This is a genomic window from Pseudomonas sp. ZT5P21 (genome assembly GCF_054897785.1).
This window is the reverse complement of record NZ_CM142705.1, coordinates 110,801-130,391: the sequence shown is the minus strand read 5'-3', so window position 1 is coordinate 130,391 and position 19,591 is coordinate 110,801. Positions and strand designations below refer to the sequence as shown.

At 59.8% G+C, this 19,591-nt stretch carries 20 protein-coding genes; 8 read left to right on the top strand and 12 right to left on the bottom strand.

Features of this window, described 5'->3' with window-relative positions; all coding sequences use genetic code 11:
* Positions 1-64: 64 nt before the first annotated feature.
* From ACYZT9_RS00620 to ACYZT9_RS00610, 3 genes are read right to left on the bottom strand one after another with little or no spacing between them, the layout of a single operon-like run.
* Complete coding sequence (locus tag ACYZT9_RS00620) at positions 65-736, bottom strand: GNAT family N-acetyltransferase (protein ID WP_462008104.1); 672 nt, start codon at positions 734-736, stop codon at positions 65-67.
* Positions 737-753: 17 nt separating this feature from the next.
* Positions 754-1,200, bottom strand: coding sequence for a GNAT family N-acetyltransferase (locus ACYZT9_RS00615; RefSeq protein WP_462008103.1), 447 nt, complete (start codon positions 1,198-1,200; stop codon positions 754-756).
* A 10-nt stretch (positions 1,201-1,210) separates the two neighbouring features.
* The gene (locus ACYZT9_RS00610) at positions 1,211-1,834 is read right to left on the bottom strand and encodes an FMN-binding negative transcriptional regulator (protein ID WP_462008102.1); all 624 of its coding nucleotides are present in this window, start codon (positions 1,832-1,834) and stop codon (positions 1,211-1,213) included.
* Between the two features lie 90 nt (positions 1,835-1,924).
* Here ACYZT9_RS00610 and pdxR point away from each other — a divergent pair, with 90 nt between their 5' ends.
* Positions 1,925-3,475 carry a MocR-like pyridoxine biosynthesis transcription factor PdxR gene (gene pdxR / locus ACYZT9_RS00605; protein ID WP_462008101.1) on the top strand — a complete coding sequence of 517 codons (1,551 nt, stop codon included), beginning with the start codon at positions 1,925-1,927 and terminating at the stop codon, positions 3,473-3,475.
* Between the two features lie 11 nt (positions 3,476-3,486).
* Here pdxR and ACYZT9_RS00600 read toward each other — a convergent pair whose 3' ends face one another.
* The 7 genes from ACYZT9_RS00600 to aspA all read right to left on the bottom strand — a co-directional run bounded on the left by ACYZT9_RS00600 (position 3,487) and on the right by aspA (position 11,019).
* Complete coding sequence (locus ACYZT9_RS00600; RefSeq protein ID WP_462008100.1) at positions 3,487-3,801, bottom strand: hypothetical protein; 315 nt, start codon at positions 3,799-3,801, stop codon at positions 3,487-3,489.
* A gap of 123 nt (positions 3,802-3,924) precedes the next feature.
* Entirely contained in the window at positions 3,925-4,047 is a 123-nt protein-coding gene (locus tag ACYZT9_RS00595; RefSeq protein ID WP_462008099.1) for a hypothetical protein, read from the bottom strand.
* 129 nt (positions 4,048-4,176) lie between these two features.
* A complete protein-coding gene (locus tag ACYZT9_RS00590; RefSeq protein ID WP_462008098.1) occupies positions 4,177-5,208 on the bottom strand; it encodes a histone deacetylase family protein in 1,032 nt (343 codons plus the stop codon).
* Between the two features lie 206 nt (positions 5,209-5,414).
* The gene (locus tag ACYZT9_RS00585) at positions 5,415-6,407 is read right to left on the bottom strand and encodes an AraC family transcriptional regulator (RefSeq protein ID WP_462008097.1); all 993 of its coding nucleotides are present in this window, start codon (positions 6,405-6,407) and stop codon (positions 5,415-5,417) included.
* A 74-nt stretch (positions 6,408-6,481) separates the two neighbouring features.
* Positions 6,482-7,486: an asparaginase gene (locus ACYZT9_RS00580; RefSeq protein ID WP_462008096.1), complete on the bottom strand. Its 1,005-nt coding sequence runs from the start codon at positions 7,484-7,486 to the stop codon at positions 6,482-6,484.
* 164 nt (positions 7,487-7,650) lie between these two features.
* On the bottom strand, positions 7,651-9,102 hold the full coding sequence (locus tag ACYZT9_RS00575; protein WP_462008095.1) for an alanine/glycine:cation symporter family protein: 1,452 nt from the start codon (positions 9,100-9,102) through the stop codon (positions 7,651-7,653).
* A 492-nt stretch (positions 9,103-9,594) separates the two neighbouring features.
* Positions 9,595-11,019, bottom strand: coding sequence for an aspartate ammonia-lyase (gene aspA / locus ACYZT9_RS00570; RefSeq protein WP_214379912.1), 1,425 nt, complete (start codon positions 11,017-11,019; stop codon positions 9,595-9,597).
* A 180-nt stretch (positions 11,020-11,199) separates the two neighbouring features.
* Between aspA and ACYZT9_RS00565 the strand changes: the two genes are divergently transcribed.
* From ACYZT9_RS00565 to ACYZT9_RS00545, 5 genes are all read left to right on the top strand, one after another.
* Positions 11,200-12,117, top strand: a complete 918-nt coding sequence (locus ACYZT9_RS00565; RefSeq protein ID WP_462008094.1) for a LysR substrate-binding domain-containing protein — start codon at positions 11,200-11,202, stop codon at positions 12,115-12,117.
* Positions 12,118-12,450: 333 nt separating this feature from the next.
* On the top strand, positions 12,451-12,942 hold the full coding sequence (purE, locus tag ACYZT9_RS00560) for a 5-(carboxyamino)imidazole ribonucleotide mutase (RefSeq protein WP_090326730.1): 492 nt from the start codon (positions 12,451-12,453) through the stop codon (positions 12,940-12,942).
* Positions 12,943-12,953: 11 nt separating this feature from the next.
* Positions 12,954-14,036, top strand: a complete 1,083-nt coding sequence (locus ACYZT9_RS00555) for a 5-(carboxyamino)imidazole ribonucleotide synthase (RefSeq protein WP_462008093.1) — start codon at positions 12,954-12,956, stop codon at positions 14,034-14,036.
* A 111-nt stretch (positions 14,037-14,147) separates the two neighbouring features.
* Positions 14,148-14,393: a GlsB/YeaQ/YmgE family stress response membrane protein gene (locus tag ACYZT9_RS00550; RefSeq protein ID WP_084317707.1), complete on the top strand. Its 246-nt coding sequence runs from the start codon at positions 14,148-14,150 to the stop codon at positions 14,391-14,393.
* 88 nt (positions 14,394-14,481) lie between these two features.
* Positions 14,482-15,018 carry a DUF3299 domain-containing protein gene (locus ACYZT9_RS00545; protein ID WP_462008092.1) on the top strand — a complete coding sequence of 179 codons (537 nt, stop codon included), beginning with the start codon at positions 14,482-14,484 and terminating at the stop codon, positions 15,016-15,018.
* A 115-nt stretch (positions 15,019-15,133) separates the two neighbouring features.
* On the opposite strand, the gene ACYZT9_RS00540 is transcribed toward ACYZT9_RS00545, so the two are convergent.
* Positions 15,134-16,033: a D-hexose-6-phosphate mutarotase gene (locus ACYZT9_RS00540; protein WP_462008091.1), complete on the bottom strand. Its 900-nt coding sequence runs from the start codon at positions 16,031-16,033 to the stop codon at positions 15,134-15,136.
* Positions 16,034-16,090: 57 nt separating this feature from the next.
* On the bottom strand, positions 16,091-16,495 hold the full coding sequence (locus ACYZT9_RS00535) for an acyl-CoA thioesterase (protein ID WP_007896491.1): 405 nt from the start codon (positions 16,493-16,495) through the stop codon (positions 16,091-16,093).
* Positions 16,496-16,857: 362 nt separating this feature from the next.
* Between ACYZT9_RS00535 and ACYZT9_RS00530 the strand changes: the two genes are divergently transcribed.
* Both ACYZT9_RS00530 and ACYZT9_RS00525 read left to right on the top strand, forming a co-directional pair.
* Complete coding sequence (locus ACYZT9_RS00530) at positions 16,858-18,156, top strand: MFS transporter (protein ID WP_462008090.1); 1,299 nt, start codon at positions 16,858-16,860, stop codon at positions 18,154-18,156.
* 232 nt (positions 18,157-18,388) lie between these two features.
* On the top strand, positions 18,389-19,387 hold the full coding sequence (locus ACYZT9_RS00525) for a phosphate ABC transporter substrate-binding protein PstS family protein (RefSeq protein ID WP_462008089.1): 999 nt from the start codon (positions 18,389-18,391) through the stop codon (positions 19,385-19,387).
* Positions 19,388-19,591 lie beyond the last annotated feature (204 nt).

The following is a 19,591-nucleotide window of genomic DNA, read 5'->3' as shown; positions in this document are numbered from 1 at the left end:
AACGACACAAATCCAGTGTGGGAGCGGGCTTGCTCGCGAAAGCGTCAGTCCAGACGCCACTTACTTACCCGCGGCACTCGGCCAATGTCTTCACCTGCCCCGTCCCCGCCTGGTTCTCATCGCTCAACCACCGCTCGAACCCAGCACCAACCACCGGCCATTCCGAATCCACAATCGAATACCACGCCGTATCCCGGTTCTGCCCCTTCACCACCATGTGCTGGCGGAACACCCCTTCGAAACTGAAACCCAACCGCTTCGCCGCATACTTGGAGCGGGCGTTGCCGTTGTTGCATTTCCACTCTAGGCGCCGATAACCCAGCGCAAAAGACTCCCTGGCCAGCAGATAAATCGCCTCAGTACTTTTCGGCGAACGCTGCATTGGCGCGCCAAACGTCACGTGGCCGATCTCGATACGACCCTGAGACGGGACGATCGACATCAAACTGAGAATGCCTTGCACATCGCCGCTGGCACGGTCGATCACGCTGAAGAAATACGGGTCGCTGTTGGCAGCGTGATTGTTTAGCCAATCATTGAAAGCGCTGCGCTCCGGGAAAGGACCGTACGGTAAATAATCCCAGAGCTTCGGATCGGCACCCGGGCCCTGCAGGGCTTTCCACAAGCCGTCGCCATGACGTGCCGGATCAAGTTTTTCCAGACGGATAAAGCGCCCTTCAATCGTTTGCACCGAGGGAGCAGGGACGCCTTTCCAGTCTGCGAGTGAAGTCGACATGCTGTTCTCCTTGAACCTTAAAGGGCTTTGCGAAACTGGATGAAGCCAGGGCGTTCGGCGATGCGCTCGTAGAGCTGGATCGCGGTAGCATTGGTTTCGTGGGTCAACCAATGGACTTTGCAGCAACCGTCAACCTTGGCGGTGGCGTAGACGAACTCGATCAACTGGCGACCGACGCCGGTGCCGCGGGTTTCGGGCGCGACCAGCAGGTCTTGCAAGTAGCAGGAGTTTTCGATGCTCCAGTTCGAACGATGGTAGATGAAATGCACCAGGCCGACCGCCTTGCCGTTGGCCCAGGCGAGGGCTGCGTGGGTCGGTTCGTTCGAGTCGAGCATGCGTTGCCAGGTGCTGTCGGTCACAGCCTCCGGTAATTCGGTGTTGTAGAAGCGCAGATAGCCTTGCCACAGTGGCAGCCACGCGGCGTGATCGTCGGCGGTGACCTGGCGGATGTCGATCTGACTCATGTCCGTTTCCTTAACGCATCAAGTGGGCGAGTGCCTGATCGCGCGCGTCGGGGCTGGCGGCGAGCCCCTCACGCACACCGGCGACGTCTGGGGTGCTGCGGTTCTGGCTGAGTTTGCGTTTGCCCTCCAGACGCTGGATCGGCAAGGCAAACCCGACGATGGCCTTGAGCATGCCATCGATGTAATCGGCAGGCGCATCGGCGACTTTCCATGGCTGGGCGCGGCTGGCTTCATGACGGTCGGTCAACGCGCTTACCAGATCAAGCAAGCGATCAGCATCAGTGAAGATTTCCGCGCTGCCATAGGCATGCACCGCGAGGTAATTCCAGGTTGGCACGACTTTGCCGTGCTCGGCCTTGCTCGGATAAAACCCGGGGCTCACGTAGGCATCGGCGCCCGCAAAAATCACCAACGCTTGCGCGCCTTTCTCCAGTTCTTTCCATTGCGGATTGGCGCGGGCGAAGTGACCGTAAAGGGTGCCATTCGGACCTTGGTCAGGATTGAACAACAGCGGCAGATGACTGGCTTGCAGGCCTTGCTCGCCGTGGGTAACGACCGTGGCGAGACGTGTTCCGAGGATCTGCTGCTGCAGGTCGTCCAGATCTTTGATGGCGAAGCTGCTTGGGTTGTACATGGAAAAATTCCTTGGCGAATGCCTGCATCCTAGGCAGGCTATTGGTCTGTTGTAAGAGCCATTAACGACCAATTTCATAGGTCCATTGCCATGACGGATGTGCCGCTTTCCTTGTCGTTCAACCCTGCGGGTATCGAACTTGATCGCCGTCAGGGCCTGAGTCGTCAGCTGTACCAGGCCTTGCGCTCGCGTGTCCTCGATGGGCGACTGGTCAGCGGCACTCGGTTGCCCGCCAGTCGGGATCTGGCGGCGGCGCTGGCAATTTCCCGCAATAGCGTGGTGCGCGCCTACGATCAGCTTTACGCCGAAGGGTTCATCGAGGGGCGAGTGGGTGACGGGACTTACGTCGCCCAATTGCCGGAACGTGCATTGCCGGGAAAAAAACTATCCACAAAAGTATCCACAGGGTTGTCAACAGGCTTACCCACAGCCTTATCCACAAATTGGCTGGATTTACCTGGGGTTTCGTCCAGTAAAGTTATCCACAGCGGGGCGTTGGGGCGCGTTGAAAAGAACCATTTGGCCCTGCCGCCGAGCGGTCCGCCGCGCGCATTTCGGGTGGGCGTTCCCGCGTTCGATCTGTTTCCTTTCGAGGTGTGGGCCAAGCTGAATGCGGCTTTCTGGCGCAAACCGGATCTACAGCAGCTGTGCTATGGCGATCCCGCCGGCGATGCGCGGTTGCGTGGGCTCATCGCTGCCTATTTGCGCAGTTCCCGTGGCATGCAGTGCACTGCTGAACAAATTGTGATCACCAGCGGCGCGCAGCAGGGAATTAGCCTTTGTGCACAGTTGTTGGTGGAGCCGGGCGACGGGGTGGCGATCGAGAATCCGGGGTATCGGGCGGCGGGTCATGCCTTCGCGGTGGCGGGTGCCCGTTTGCATGGCGTTGCGGTGGACAGCGAGGGCATCGACTGTGCCGAATTATCAGCGCTCGGTGATTGTCGTCTGGCTTATGTCACCCCCTCGCATCAATACCCGACCGGCGTGGTGATGAGCCTGGCACGACGTCTGGAATTGCTGGCGTGGGCCGAGCGCACCCAGGGCTGGATCGTCGAAGACGACTACGACGGCGAATACCGATACAGCGGCGCGCCACTGGCCCCGTTGGCGGCGCTTGATCGGCAGGGGCGGGTTTTGTACGTCGGGACTTTTGGCAAAGTTGCCTTCCCGGCATTGCGTCTGGGCTACCTGGTCTTGCCGCCGGCGCTGACGCAGGCGTTTTCTCAACGTCGAGCGGTGGACGTCCGGCACTCGGAAGTCAGCACTCAAGCGGTGATGGCCGAGTTCATGGCCACCGGGCATTTTCAGCGGCATATCCGTCGTATGCGCCGAGCTGCGCTGAGTCGACGCAATACCTTGCTGGCCGGTTGGCCTCAAGGGATTGCCGGCCTCGGCAGCCTGCCCGATGTCGCGGCGGGGCTGCATCTGACGGTAGCGGTCGACGCTCATGCCCGCGAGCAGGAGCTGATCGAAAAAGCCATCAGCGTCGATGTCGAGATCAGTGCGCTGAGTAGCTACTGGTTGCCGGATTCACAAAAACCAGTGGACCAGCGCGCCGGACTGGTCCTGGGTTTCGCGGCGGTGCCTGAAGCCGCCATTCGCGAAGCACTCGGGCGCTTGGAGCGTGTTTGGCGAACCTGAGCGTTACGACCTCAGTTTTCTGTTGGCGGCTCCAGGTCGAAAAACAGTTTTCGCAGATATTCAACCGTCCTGTCCCGACCATTGTCTCGACGGATGTCGATCTGATCATTGTCATGCATCCATCGAAGCATGCTCTGGGTAGGCTTCCTCAGTTTGGAGAGGCTCGCGCGCATGCTTTTGCCGGATTCGCGCATTTGCGCAGCGACTGCACGTAGCTCCCCGCCCAAGCTGTGCACCGGGAATTCCCGGGTTCGGCCAAGATCCTGTTCGACGCTGGCCGCGCTCTGTTCAAGCCTGGCGGCTTGTTGATCGAATATTTCCTGCATGTCCGCGGGGATTCGCGAAGGCCGGTGAGCGTCTTTCAAGGTGCGCGTGATGAAGTTTAAACAAATGTATTGATAGCCCCGCTCATCGATGCCCGCTTCCTGTTTGATTTTCCTTCCAGTGCTTTAAGCGGTAACAGCCAGTGCAGTTGCTCCCAATAGAAATTGGCCTGGCGGCGGGATACTGACCAGATGGTTTTTCTCCACCAGCGGATGGTTTTCGCCGTCGTCGAGGGCGTGGTCTGTCATGGTTTTCTTCCTTCGGTGCGGGTGATCAGGACGAATGAGTCGATCCTGGCGGTGGCATCGAAGGTAGAAAACGGCGGGGCAGGGAAGGTGGTAAATAATTACCACCGGTAAAAGAACTTGGTTGTTTCCTCACTGAGCGCGTTCAAAACCTTCAAGAACGTTCACGGCGTTGATGCCGATTTCTTCAACCGCGTAACCGCCTTCCATCACGAACAGCGTCGGCACGCCGAGCCTGGCGATGCGCTCGCCCATTGCCAGGTAATCCGGGCTGTCGAGCTTGAACTGGGAAATCGGATCGTCCTTGAACGTATCGACGCCCAGGGAAACGACGACGATGTCGGCGCCGTATTTTTCAATCTCCTCGCAGGCTTGTTCGAGTGCTGCGCTCCAGGTATCCCAACCGCTGCCGGCGGGCAACGGGTAGTTAAAGTTGAAACCTTCGCCCGAACCTTCGCCCAGTTCGTCTTCATAACCGAGGAAGAACGGAAACTCGGCTTCCGGATGGCCGTGGATTGAGGTGAAGAGCACGTCGCTGCGCTCGTAGAAAATCGATTGGGTGCCGTTGCCGTGGTGGTAATCGACGTCGAGGATCGCGACTTTCTTGTGGCCCTGGTCGAGGAAGGCTTGTGCAGCGATGGCGGCGTTGTTGAGGTAGCAATACCCGCCCATCAAATCACTGGCGGCGTGGTGTCCCGGTGGACGGCACAACGCGAAGGCACTGCGGGCGCCGCGCTGGATCTCCGCTTGAGCGGTCAACGCCACTTGCGCCGCGCTGTACGCCGCTTGCCAGGTGCCGGCGGTGATCGGGGCGCCGCCGTCGAAGCTGTAATAACCGAGTTCACCGTGCAGGCTTGTGGGCTTGATGCGACGCAAGGTTCGCGCCGGCCAGGTGTAGGGCAGCAAGTCGCCGTCCGTGTTGAATTCGGTCCAGCGCGCCCAGGCACCTTTGAAGAAGTCGAGGTAGTCGCGGCTGTGGATGCGCGCGATCGGGTCGAGGCCGAAATCCTTCGGTGCTTCAACGGGGCCGAGGTTCTGGTTGTGCACCCGCGCCAGCACGTGATCGGCACGCGAAGGCATCTCGAAACAAGGTTTGAGATGCCCGTCTATCAATTCACAACGGCCGTGGTGCAGATGGTGATCGTCCGAGTAGATCGTCAGCATTTCTTGTTCTCCGCAGGGCAGATTCGGTTAGCTCCAGTCTTGCGGCGAACGGCGATTCGTAGAACGGCAGGAAAGGCCAAAAGGGGATTGATATGGCCAAAATAGCTGACCGAAATTCGCCCCTCTGTGGCGAGGGAGCTTGTCGGATCGCCGCACCGTCCCGCTCGGCTGCGCAGACCAGCGGGAGCAAGCTCCCTCGCCACATATCAAGGCCTGAACTGGCTAGGCGCGACGCCACTCCAGCGCACAAACGCATGGCGGAAGCTTGCGGTCTCGCTGAAACCCAGCGCTTCAGCGATCCGGTAGATCGGCATCTGCTCTTCACACAGCATCTGCTTGGCCTGTTCGAAGCGCAGTTCATCCAGCAATTCCTGATAGCTGCAGCCCAGATCCTTGAGATGCCGACGCAGGGTTCGCGCCGAGCAATTCATCTGCTCGGCCAGGCCTTCGAGACCCGGCGCTGCGTTGAGTTGAGCGTTGAGCAGATGACGAATCCGCCCCAGCCACGCCTGTCGCCCGGTGAACTCGATGTTCTGTTTGCGGCAGCGTTCGGCCATGGCTTGATGGGTGATGACGTCGGCGAGCGGCAAGGAATGGTCAAGCCAACGTTTGTCGAAGGCAAAGGCGTTGTCTCGCGCACCGAAGTGCAGCGGGCAATTGAAAGGCTCGGCGTAAGAGGCTTCGTAGTCGGGGGCGACATGTTCGAAACGAGCCGCCAGCAGCGGCAGCGGGTGACCGAGCAGGTCGTCGCAAATGACTTTCAACGACACCAGGCAGAATTCGGCGTTGAACACCGCCAGCGCCGGGTTTTCCCGGTAATCGGCGGCGACGAACCAGACGCGCTCGCCGTCCTCTTCCAGGCTCAGCTCGAAAAGTGTTCCCAACAGCGCCGGATAGCGCATTGCCAGACGCAAAGCGTCACCGAAGGTGGCACTGGTGAGCAGCGCATAACCGAGCATGCCGTAGGACGAAACGTGCATGCGCCGACCCAGTTCCAGACCGATGTTTCGCTTGAGCGCGACGGCGTTGGCGCAGACCTGCATCTCCTGATTGGTGGTGATGCGCGTGTCGGCCCGGCTCAGGTCCGCCGCGCTGATACCGCTTCTGGCTAACAATGCCTCACTGGACAAGCCTTGAGCCTTGAAGGTGTCGAGCACCAGGGAAACGGCATTGAGGGTGGTGAGGTGGGAGTGGAGCATGGGATTTTCCAGCCTGGGGATGGCTGGAACGCAGCAAGTTGCATGCCGCGCTCCTACAGGGGTTATGTGTTGTGTCAGCTCAGTTCGCCGCAGAGGTCGAGTTCGATCAGGCGTCGCACTTCAGCAGTGTTCAGACCAGCTCCCAGCAACCCGTGCAACTTGCCGAACGCCGCTTCACGGGTCATGCCGCCGCCCGACAGCACACCAACGCCACGCAGCCGGCTACCGGCCTCGTAAACATCCAGTTCGACGCCACCTTCATGGCACTGTGTCACCGCGACTACTACCACACCGTTGTCCCGTGCCCGTGAAAGCGCGGCGAGGAAATCGGGGTTATCGCTCGGCCCGGTGCCGCTGCCGTAGCACTCCAGCACCAGGCCCTGAATGCCGCTGTTCAGCACGCCATCCAGTTGCTCGGCGCCGACACCGGGAAACAACGGCAGCACGGCGACTTTCGCAAGTTGCTGACTCTGGTTGTAGTTCAGTTGTGCCGGTAGAGCAGTCGCCTTCACGCCACCGCCCTGACGCTCCAGTCGCTTGAATGGATGACGACCGAAACTGCGCACCTTCGCGCAACGAGTCGGGTCGAGCAGTTCGCCGTGGAAGTACAAATGAACGCCCGGCGCCAGGCCTTGGCCCAAGGCGACCATGGCGCCACTGAGGTTTTCCCAGGCATCGCTGTCGGTCACGCCGGCGGGCAGCATCGAGCCGGTAAACACCACGCGAGCCTTGAGTCCGAGCAACTGAAAGCTCATGGCCGCCGCGCTGTAGGCGAGAGTGTCAGTGCCGTGCAGGATCAGCACGCTGTCGCAGCCTTGCACATCAACGGCGTCGACGACGGCTTCACGCAGTTGCTGCCAGTAAGCCGGACTCATGTTGGCGCTGTCGATCAGCGGCGACATCTCGCGAAATCGCCATTGCGGTACAACCCGTTCAGGGTTGCTGGTCAGATACTCGCGCATCCGCGCTTCGAAACCGGACGCCGGGGCCAGGCCGTTTGCACTGGCTTGCATGCCGATGGTGCCACCGGTGTAGAGCACCATGACGTGCTGGGCGGCAGGGTAGGTATTGGAAATCATGAGCAGGTCTCCACAAGAGATAATTGTGGGAGCGAGCTTGCTCGCGATGGCGGACTGACAGTCAACACAATGGTGTCTGACATATCGCCATCGCGAGCAAGCTCGCTCCCACAAGTAATGCACTTTAACTGACGGGCGCGGGGGAGGCGCTCGTCGTTTACCCATCAGCGTTGCGCTGCGGGTACGCCTTGCGGCTCAGCTTCAGCCTTTTCAGCGGTGGCCGGCGGGTTGGCTGGCCAGGCGTTCAGGTCCAGGTCCAGGTCCGGGAACTTGCTCGAATCGAACACAGGCGTCTTGATACCGGCTGCGCGCTGGTCATCGTAGTCACGCATGATGCGCATGCCGACTTTGAACAGCAGGAACAGCGCAATCAGGTTCACGAACGCCAACAGAGTCATGGTGATGTCGGCAAACGCGAACACCGTGCCGAGGTTCTCGATCGCACCCCAGAAGATCAACACCAGTACCAGTGCGCGGTAGCCGATCAACGCCTTGCGGTTTTCACCGATCAGGAAGCGCAGGTTGCTCTCGCCCAAGTAGTAGTTGTAGAGAATCGAGGTGAAGACGAACAACGCCAGTGCCACGGAGATGAACATCCGGCCCCAGTCACCCACGACAGCGGCGAGCGAGTTCTGGGTCAGGGCAATGCCGTCGCCTTCGAAGCCCGGGGTGTAGAAGCCCGAAAGCAGAATCAGCAACGCGGTGCAGGTGCAGATCACGAACGTATCGAGGAACACGCTGAACGCCTGAACCACGCCTTGTGACACCGGATGCTCGACCGACGCCACGGCGGCCACGTTCGGCGCACTGCCCAAACCGGCTTCGTTGGCGAACACGCCACGCTTCACGCCCATGACGATGGCGCTGCCGATCAGGCCGCCGAAGGCTTGATCGAGACCGAATGCGCTTTTGACGATGGTCATCAGCATGGCGGGTACGTGATCGAATTGCAGCACGATCACGTAGATGGTCACGCCGATGTACACCAGGGTTTTCACCGGCACCAGCAGGTCAGCGACCTTGGCGATACGCTTGATCCCACCGATGAACACCAGACCCAGCAACACCGCCAGGGCCAGGCCGGTCCAGGTGGTGTCGAGGCCGAACGCGCTATTCAGCGAGTGCGTCACGGCGTGGGATTGCAGACCATTGAAGGCGAAGCCGAAGGTGATCAACAGCAGGAACGCCATGATCATGCCCAACCAGCGTTTCTGCAGACCGTGCTGGATGTAATAGGACGGGCCGCCACGGTAGGTGCCGTCGGCGTCGGCGCGTTTGTAGAGCTGGCCAAGAGAGCATTCAAAGAAGCTGCTGGACATGCCGACCAACGCGGTCACCCACATCCAGAACACCGCACCTGGCCCACCGAGGGTCACGGCGATGCCGACACCGGCGATGTTGCCTGCACCGACGCGGCCCGCGAGGCTGAGCATCAGGGCCTGGAACGAGCTGAGTTGCCCGGCACTGCTTTTGAGGCTGTCGCGGAACACCGCGAACATGTGGAAGAAGTGACGAAATTGAACGAAACGCGAGCGGATCGTGAAGTAGCTACCGAGCCCGACAATGAGCACGATCAGTACTTTCCCTGAGAGGAAGTCGTTAATGACTTCGAGCATGGATTATTCCTCGCTGTTTTTTGTGTAGGCAAATGCTGGACGGTCGGAAACATCGCGTTACACCGCTTTGCGCGCGGCAAAACGGGTGAGGCGAAGGTTCGTCCCGATTTCATATTGCGGGTTTGTTATTAGTTCGGGTTTCGCATGGGTTTAGGCCTCGTTACCGACGACCGCTCACGCGAAGAGGGGCGGCACTATACCTATGAGTGTGCCGTCCGTCTGCACGATTGTGGTGCAAGTATCGAAACGAAGCCTTTGAAACACCCCGCGTTGTTAGCGCCGGGCTTCTGTAGGAGCGAGCTCGCTCGCGAAAACCTCAAGGACACTGCTGGTACATCTGGTTTAGCGCGTTATCGTTAGCGATCTTCGCGAGCAAGCTCGCTCCTACAAAGAGTTAAAAAAAAGGGCTTGGGAATAAATCCCCAAGCCCTCAAAAGGTGAGAGGTGTCTAGTCCCTCGACCTGGTGAGCGGTGCTACAACTATGCGTCGGCTCAGGCTTTAAGCGGAACCAGACGCGGAGCAATCATGTTTTCCGGGCGCAGGATGTCGGCGAGCATTTCTTCGTCGAGCAAGCCTTCTTCTCGCACCAGTTCCAGCACGCCGCGGCCGCTTTCGAGGGCGATACGGGCGATGCGGGTGGCGTTTTCATAGCCGATGTACGGGTTCAGCGCGGTGACGAGGCCGATCGAATGCTCGACCAGTTCGCGGCAGCGGGCTTCGTTGGCGGTGATGCCTGTGATGCAGTGCTCGCGCAGCATGTCCATGGCGCGTTGCAGCAGACGGATCGAGTCGAAGATCTTGAAGGCGATCAGCGGCTCCATCACGTTCAGTTGCAACTGGCCGCCTTCGGCCGCGATGGTCAATGCCAGGTCGTTGCCGATGATCTGGAACGCCACCTGGTTCACGGCTTCCGGGATGACCGGGTTGACCTTGCCGGGCATGATCGAGCTGCCTGGCTGACGCGCTGGCAGATTGATTTCATTGATGCCGGTGCGTGGGCCGCTGGACAGCAGGCGCAGGTCGTTGCAGATTTTCGACAGCTTGACCGCGGTGCGCTTGAGCATGCCGGAGAACAGCACAAAGGCGCCCATGTCGGAGGTGGCTTCGATCAGGTCGGCCGCCGGAACCAGCGGTTGACCGCTGATCAGCGCCAGACGCTGAACGGCCAGGGCCTGGTAGCGCGGGTCGGCGTTGATACCGGTACCGATCGCGGTGCCGCCCAGGTTCACTTCGGTCAGCAGTTCCGGTGCCAGTGTTTTCAGGCGTGCCAGGTCTTCGCTCAAGGTAGTGGCGAAGGCGCGGAATTCCTGGCCGAGGGTCATCGGCACGGCGTCTTGCAGTTGGGTACGGCCCATCTTCAGGACGTGGCTGAATTCTTCACCTTTGGCGGCGAACGACTGGATCAGGCTGTCGAGGCTGGCCAGCAGCGCATCGTGACCCAACAACAGACCCAGGCGGATCGCCGTCGGGTAGGCGTCGTTGGTCGATTGCGCCATGTTCACGTCGTTGTTGGGGTGCAGGTATTGGTATTCGCCCTTGCTGTGGCCCATGGCCTCCAGCGCGATGTTGGCGATGACTTCGTTGGCATTCATGTTGGTCGAAGTGCCAGCGCCGCCCTGAATCATGTCCACCACGAACTCTTCGTGGAAATCGCCGCGGATCAATCGTGCACAGGCTTCGCTGATCGCAGCGTGCTTGGCTTCGCTCAGGTGACCCAGCTCGCGGTTAGCGTCAGCGGCGGCCTGTTTGACCATCGCCAGACCGACAACCAGCTTCGGGTAATGCGAAATCGGAACGCCCGAGAGGCGGAAGTTATTCACCGCTCGCAGGGTCTGGATGCCGTAATACGCTTGAGCCGGTACTTCGAGTACGCCAAGCAGGTCTTTTTCTGTGCGGAAAGATGCAGCGGAGGACATGATAGAAATCATCTCGATAGGGACCCGGTCTGTGCCGGAACACTGCAAATGCTAGGCTTGTGGAGAATTTTCGGCCAATGCTGTTAAACACTGGGCTATGCACATTCGGCATAATGCCCATGTGACGCCGCGTGCGCGGCGAACGTGTGACCTAAATTGGTGCGTGTCCGGGAGGACGTGATGAATCTGGAAAGTAAATGGCTCGAGGACTTCAGTGCTCTGGCCGCCACCCGCAGCTTCTCCCAGGCTGCCGAACGGCGCTTCGTGACCCAGCCGGCGTTCAGTCGGCGGATCCGTAGCCTCGAAGCCGCGCTGGGGCTGCAACTGGTCAACCGCTCGCGTACGCCCGTCGAGCTGACGGCGGCGGGGCAATTGTTTCTGGTGACCGCGCGCACCGTGGTCGAACAGCTGGGCGAAGTGCTGCGCCACCTTCATCATCTGGAAGGCGGGCAGGGCGAGGTGATGCAAGTCGCTGCCGCTCACTCATTGGCGTTGGGTTTCTTTCCACGCTGGATCGCGCAGTTGCGTAATGAAGGTCTGAACATTGCTACGCGCCTGGTGGCGACCAACGTTGGCGACGCGGTGCATGCGTTGCGCGAAGGCGGTTGCGACTTGATGTTGGCGTTCTATGACCCGGACGCGGCGATGCAGATGGACCCGGAAATCTTCCCGTCCCTGCACCTGGGCGACACCGAAATGCTCCCGGTGTGCGCGGCGGATGCCGACGGCAAGCCGCTGTTTGATCTGGAGGGTGAGGGCAGTGTGCCGCTGCTCGCCTACAGCGCCGGTGCGTTTCTCGGGCGTTCGGTGAACATGCTGCTGCGTCAGCGGGCGCTGCGCTTTACCACCATTTACGAAACCGCCATGGCCGACAGTTTGAAAAGCATGGCGCTGGAAGGATTGGGAATTGCCTGGGTGCCGCAACTCAGTGTGCGTGCCGAACTGGCGCGTGGCGAACTGGTGGTCTGCGGCGGCCCGCAATGGCATGTGCCGCTGGAGATTCGCCTGTATCGCTGCGCGTTGGTGCGTAAAGCCAACGTGCGGTTGTTGTGGCGCAAGCTTGAGGGGGGCGCCGCGCAAGGCGCGACCGGTTCCTGAGACCGCAGAAGATCAAAATGTGGGAGCGGGCTTGCTCGCGAAAGCTGCGTGTCAGGCAACATGTATGTCGACTGATACACAGCCTTCGCGAGCAAGCCCGCTCCCATAGGGGGATTTGTGTTGGCCTTTCGCTGACCTTCGGGTCAATAAAACCGGGCTTTTGCGCCGTATGACAGATGGTCGCAATGGGGGCTGTTTATCTGCTTCTTTGAGGTATACTGCGCGGCCTTCGGCCGGTTCGTCCGGCCATTTTTCGTACAATCAAGCCACGCATTTTGCGTGGCTTGTTGTTTTTGACGCGCCTGCGGGCGCCCAGAGAGAAGAGGCACGACGATGAGTGCACTGGTTGGCGTGATCATGGGCTCCAAGTCCGATTGGTCCACTCTTAGCCACACCGCCGATATGCTGGAAAAGCTCGGCATCCCTTACGAGGTGAAAGTGGTTTCTGCCCACCGCACCCCGGACCTGCTGTTCCAGTACGCCGAAGAGGCCGAGGCGCGTGGCATCGAGGTGATCATCGCCGGTGCCGGTGGCGCGGCCCACTTGCCTGGCATGTGTGCGGCCAAGACCCACCTGCCGGTGCTGGGCGTGCCGGTGCAGTCGTCGATGCTCTCGGGCGTCGATTCGCTGCTGTCTATCGTGCAGATGCCAGCCGGTATTCCGGTTGCCACCCTCGCCATCGGCAAGGCCGGCGCGATCAACGCCGCGCTGTTGTCGGCGAGTATCCTCGGCGCCAAGCATCCACAGTTTCACGAAGTGCTGAAGACTTTCCGCGCTGAGCAGACAGACAGCGTCCTGGACAATCCAGACCCACGCATCGCCTGAGGTTGTTGACGATGAAGATCGGTGTAATCGGTGGCGGCCAGTTGGGTCGCATGTTGGCGCTGGCGGGTACTCCGCTCGGCATGAACTTCGCTTTCCTGGACCCCGCGCCGGATGCTTGCGCAGCCGCGTTGGGCGAACACCTGCGGGCCGATTACGGCGATCAGGATCACCTGCGTCAGCTCGCCGATGAAGTGGATCTGGTGACGTTCGAGTTCGAAAGCGTCCCGGCTGAAACCGTGGCATTCCTGTCGCAGTTCGTCCCGGTCTACCCGAGCGCCGAAGCCCTGCGCATCGCCCGCGATCGCTGGTTCGAGAAGAGCATGTTCAAGGACCTGGGGATTCCCACCCCGGCGTTCGCCGACATCCAGTCGCAAGCCGATCTGGACGCCGCCGTGGCGTCCATCGGTCTGCCGGCCGTGCTGAAAACCCGCACCCTGGGTTACGACGGCAAAGGCCAGAAAGTCCTGCGCACCGCTGAAGACGTAGTTGGCACCTTCGCTGAACTGGGCGGCGTTGCCTGCCTGCTGGAAGGCTTCGTGCCGTTCACCGGCGAAGTGTCTCTCATCGCCGTGCGTGCCCGCGATGGCGAAACGAAGTTCTACCCGCTGGTTCACAACACCCACGACAGTGGCATCCTCAAACTGTCCGTGGCCAGCACCGACCACCCGCTGCAAGCCTTGGCCGAAGACTACTCCAGCCGCGTACTCAAGCAGCTGAACTACGTCGGCGTGATGGCGTTCGAGTTCTTTGAAGTCGACGGTGGCCTCAAGGCCAACGAAATCGCCCCGCGTGTGCACAACTCCGGGCACTGGACCACGGAAGGTGCCGAGTGCAGCCAGTTCGAAAACCACCTGCGCGCTGTTGCCGGCCTGCCGCTGGGTTCGACCGCCAAGGTGGGTGAGAGCGCGATGCTCAACTTCATCGGTAAAGTGCCGGAGACCGAAAAAATCCTGGCCATCGCCGATTGCCATCTGCATCACTACGGCAAAGCGTTCAAGGTCGGCCGCAAGGTCGGCCATGCCAACCTGCGTTGTGCGGACCGCGAGACGCTGGCGGCGCAGATCCTCAAGGTCGAAGCGCTCATCGCTGAATAAATAGTTTCATGTGGCAGCGGCGGAACCATTCAGGGACCGCCGTTCTCTCATGGCAGGATGCCAAAGTCTGACTAGGCTTCGTCATAACTGTCCAAATCAGAGGGAAATGCCATGGGAATTATCGGAACCATCTTTATCGGCTTGATCGTCGGCCTGCTCGCCCGGTTCTTGAAACCGGGTGATGACAGCATGGGCTGGATCATGACCATCCTGCTCGGTATCGGCGGTTCGCTGGCGGCCACTTACGGCGGCCAGGCCCTGGGCTTCTATCAAGCCGGCCAAGGCGCAGGCTTCTTGGGTGCGCTGGTCGGCGCCGTGATTTTGCTGGTGATCTACGGCTTGATCAAAAGGAACTGATTCAATCGACAAAGCCCTCTCTGCCAAACGCGCGGGGAGGGCTAGAATGCTCGGCGACGTAACGTCCTCTCCTTTGCCGAGCACCTCCATGCGCCGTCTTCTGTTGACTCTTCTTCTACTGGGAACGGGCCTTGCCCATGCCGGCGAACTGCCGGAAACCGACTGGCTCGAACTGATGCCCAAGTCGGACCAGAAAGCCCTCGAGGCCATGCCCGAAATCGATCACGACTCCCCCGAAGCCAATGGCACCTTTACCGAAAAGGGTGGCATGAAGCAGAGCAAGGGTTTGCCGGCGGTGATGTACTCGACCAAAACCGTGCCGTCGATGAACGACAAGAACATCCGCCTCGGCGGTTACCCGGTGCCGCTGGAATCCGACGCCAAAGGCCGTAGCACGCTATTCTTCCTCGTGCCGTATCCGGGCGCCTGCATCCATGTGCCGCCACCGCCGCCTAACCAATTGGTGCTGGTGCGTTATCCGAAAGGGTTGAAGCTCGATGATATCTATACGCCGTTGTGGGTGACGGGCACGTTGAAGATCGAGAAGGTCAACAATGATCTGGCCGATGCGGCGTATGCGCTGGATGCGGCGAAAGTCAGAGTGGTGAAAGAGTCGGATTTGTAGGCGTTCAAAACTGTGGGAGCGAGCTTGCTCGCGATGAGGCCATACTATTCAACATCCATGTTGACTGTTACACCGCCATCGCGAGCAAGCTCGCTCCCACATTGGTTTTGTGGTGTTAGAGGGATTTGCTGCCGATGCTTACGCCCAGGGTATGACGGGCGCCCGGCGCCAGCGTCACCACATCATCCATCACATTCGCCGTCTCGATGCACAGCATCCGCTGCCAGCCATCATCAGCCATGTCACTGAGCGCCGCCGCGCGATCAATCCAGGGGTTCCAGATCACCGCCGAGCGCGATCCGCTGCTGGTCAGCTCTATGCGTCGCGCCCAGACGGGATCGACGATGCTCAGCTTCGCCGGGGTATTAAGGTAGATGCGATCAGTCTCACCGGTAAAATGCAGGTCACCGGTCTGAGACACGGTTTTCCAGTCATCCAGCGTCTCGATGTAATTCAAGCCATCCAGCCCTTCAACGTGCACATTGCGCACATCGCTGACTGCAAAATAGCTGTGCAGTGCCTGACTGATGGTGACTGCGTCGGCGCCCCGGTTGTGGCTGCTCAGGCTGATGTGTAATTGCTCATTCAGACGAATGCTCAACTTCAAATCCACCTGATGCGGCCAGTCGGGGAAGCCGCCTTCGGGGTACGGCAGGACGAACTCTACCTTCAGGCTTTCACCTTCGGTATCGATACCGCCCAGCTCCCAGTCCATCGCCCGTACAAAACCGTGGGCGGTCGGTGGTTCGTTGCTCACGCGCATCGCCTGAACGCTCTGCGGATTGCGCGAAAAATTGCCGAACCAAGGCCAGCACACCGGCACACCGGCGCGGATGCTCTTGCCGGTCTTGAACACAGCCTCGTCATTGAGCCAGATCAGCGGCGGTTGGCCGGCCAATTGATAACTGAGGATGTGCGCGCCTTGCTGGGCCACCAGCAATTCGGCCTGACCGTGGCGGATGCGCCAGCAGTTCAGGTCATCCAGTTTCACAGCTTCAACGTCGGGCGTGCTCATGGGGCAATTCTCGAATCAGGTACAGGGCTGTGATGGACCGCAAAACTGTCGCTACGTTTAACGCGCGCGCGGTGGAACAGAGCGAGTGCGGCCGCTGCCATCGATGGCAACAAACACAAACACGGCTTCCGTGACTTTGCGCCACTCGCTGGACAGCGGATCGTCGCTCCAGACCTCGACCATCATCTGGATTGAGCTGCGACCGATTTCCAGGGCCTGGGTATAAAAGGAAAGCTGAGCGCCCACCGCGACCGGAACCAGGAACGCCATGCGGTCAATCGCCACCGTTGCCACGCGACCGCCAGCGACTTTGCTGGCCATTGCGGTGCCTGCCAAATCCATCTGTGCCACCAGCCAGCCACCGAAAATATCGCCGAAACCGTTGGTTTCACGGGGAAGCGCGGTGATTTGCAGGGCCAGGTCGCCTTGCGGGATTGGATCTTCTTGTTCGAGCTCTATCATGCCAGGGGTGCCTCTGACCCGTGATTCTTCATAGGTATTGCGGGTGAATAGCCGTCTTGGAAAAACGATTCAGCCCCGAACATACTACGTTCGTCACGTTTTTCGTAAGGCGCCTAAAGAGAAACTCTGCGAAATCGACTGGTACTGCCAGCAGCGTCTTCGCACAGCAACCCTTTCAAACTGTTGCAAGATCGCGAGTATATCGGTCGGTAGACCCCGAGACGACCGTCCGGTTCTCATTTTGACCGGCAAATACGCACCTCCATGTGCTTTTTCGAACAATTTGTTATCGTGCCGGACCTGCCCAAGCCTCCGCCAGCGTTGTTGGGGTTGCAGATCCGACTATAAGAGAAGCCCTTGCCATGACCTCAGCGCCCTCGAGCATCGCGCAGCCGACCCAGCCCGCACGTCCGTTGACCCGTAATGACTACAAGACTTTATCGCTGTCTGCCCTGGGCGGCGCGCTGGAGTTCTATGACTTCATCATTTTCGTGTTCTTCGCCACGGTGGTGGGCAAGCTGTTCTTCCCGGCCGACATGCCCGAGTGGCTGCGGCTGATGCAGACTTTCGGCATCTTTGCCGCGGGGTACCTGGCACGGCCGCTGGGCGGCATTGTGATGGCGCACTTCGGTGACCTGTTGGGCCGCAAGAAGATGTTCACCCTGAGCATTTTCATGATGGCGGTGCCGACCCTGATCATGGGCCTGCTGCCGACGTACGCGCAGATCGGCATGTGGGCGCCGATCCTGTTGCTGCTGATGCGGGTGATTCAGGGCGCGGCGATTGGCGGTGAAGTTCCCGGCGCGTGGGTCTTCGTTTCCGAACACGTGCCGCAGCGGCACATTGGCTACGCCTGCGGCACCCTGACCAGCGGTCTGACGGCGGGTATCCTGCTGGGCTCGCTGATCGCCACCGCGATCAACAGCATTTATACCCCGGCGCAAGTGTCGGATTACGCCTGGCGGATCCCGTTCCTGCTCGGCGGCGTGTTTGGCCTGTTCTCGGTTTACCTGCGTCGCTGGCTGCACGAAACGCCGGTGTTTGCCGAGCTGCAACTGCGCAAGGCCTTGGCCGAAGAAGTGCCGTTGCGCGCGGTACTGCGTGACCATCGCGGGGCAATCCTGATTTCCATGCTGCTGACCTGGCTGCTGTCTGCCGGCATCATCGTGGTCATTCTGATGACGCCGACCGTGCTGCAGACCGTTTACCACTTCTCGCCGACCACTGCGTTGCAGGCTAACAGCCTGGCGATTTTGTTCCTGAGCCTGGGCTGCGTGGCCTCCGGTGCACTGGCTGACCGTTTCGGCGCTGGCCGGGTGTTCGTGTTCGGCAGCGCCCTACTGTTGCTCAGCTCATGGACTTTTTATCACAGCCTGTTCAATCACCCGGACTGGCTGTTCCCGATGTACGCCGTGACCGGTTTGCTGGTCGGCACCATCGGTGCTGTGCCCTACGTGATGGTCAAAGCCTTCCCGGCGGTGGTGCGCTTTAGCGGATTGTCGTTCTCCTACAACCTGGCGTATGCGATTTTTGGTGGTTTGACCCCGATGGTGGTGACGTTGCTGCTCAAGGAAAGCCCGATGGGGCCTGCCTATTATGTGGCGATCATTTGCGGGGTCGGGATTCTGGTCGGCGCGTACCTCTGGAAGAAAGGGCGCTAAACCGACTGACGCTTTCGCGAGCAAGCCCGCTCCCACCTTCGACCGCCCTCCTTCAGGAGAACTCGTTTAAATGTGGGAGCGGGCTTGCTCGCGAAGAACGATGACGCGGAATCACTTCGAAACACTGAATGCTGGCCTTTCATCCAATTGTCATATTTCAGCCATAGAGTGTTCACACGGCCTGCTGATACTTGGCCCCGACTTAACACACTCTATCTGCTAGGAGTAAGGCATGAAACTGAAGCGTTTGATGGCGGCAATGACTTTTGTCGCTGCTGGCGTTGCGACTGCCAACGCGGTTGCCGCTGTTGACCCTGCTATCCCGAGCTACACCAAGATCACTGGTGTGTCGGGCAACCTGTCCAGCGTCGGCTCCGATACCCTGGCCAACCTCATGACCCTGTGGGCCGAGAACTACAAAAAAGAATACCCGAACGTAAACATCCAGATTCAGGCTGCCGGTTCGTCTACCGCGCCACCTGCGCTGACTGAAGGCACCGCTAACCTGGGCCCGATGAGCCGCAAGATGAAGGACACCGAGCTGCAAGCCTTCGAAACCAAATACGGTTACAAGCCAACCGCGATCCCGGTTGCCGTGGACGCCCTGGCTGTCTTCGTACACAAAGACAACCCGATCCAGCACCTGACCATGGAACAAGTTGACGCGATCTTCTCGTCCACTCGTCTGTGCGGCGCTAAAACCGACGTGAAGACCTGGGGCGACCTGGGCGTGACCGGTGACCTGGCCACCAAGCCGGTTCAACTGTTCGGTCGTAACTCGGTATCGGGCACCTATGGCTACTTCAAAGAAGAAGCCCTGTGCAAAGGTGACTACAAGCCAAACGTCAACGAGCAACCAGGTTCGGCTTCGGTCGTGCAGTCGATCAGTTCTTCGCTGAACGGCGTTGGTTACTCGGGCATCGGTTACAAAACCGCTAGCGTGAAGACCGTGGCTCTGGCCAAGAAAGGCAGCACCGAGTTTGTCGAAGACACCGAAGAAAACGCCCTGAACGGCAAGTACCCGCTGTCGCGTTTCCTCTACGTTTACGTCAACAAAGCCCCGAACAAGCCTCTGGCCCCGCTGGAAGCCGAGTTCGTGAAACTGGTTCTGTCCAAACAGGGCCAGGAAGTTGTAGTGAAAGACGGTTACATCCCACTGCCAGCCAAGGTTGCTGCAAAAGCACTGGCTGACCTGGGTCTGTCGGAAGGCGGCTCTGTCGTAAAGAAGTAACACCTTGAGCCCGGACTCATTTCCGGGCTCCAGTGGGGGTGGGTACGCCCACCCCCACACGCCTCTAATTCTCTGTCCTCTGCCAGTTCCCACTGGCGGCGGATTTGTTGCGTCACTGCATTGTCATCTTTCTGTCATACAGGATCGCTAGGGTGTGCGCATGACTGATCTGGCCAATTCCACCATGACTACAAATCCCCCCAA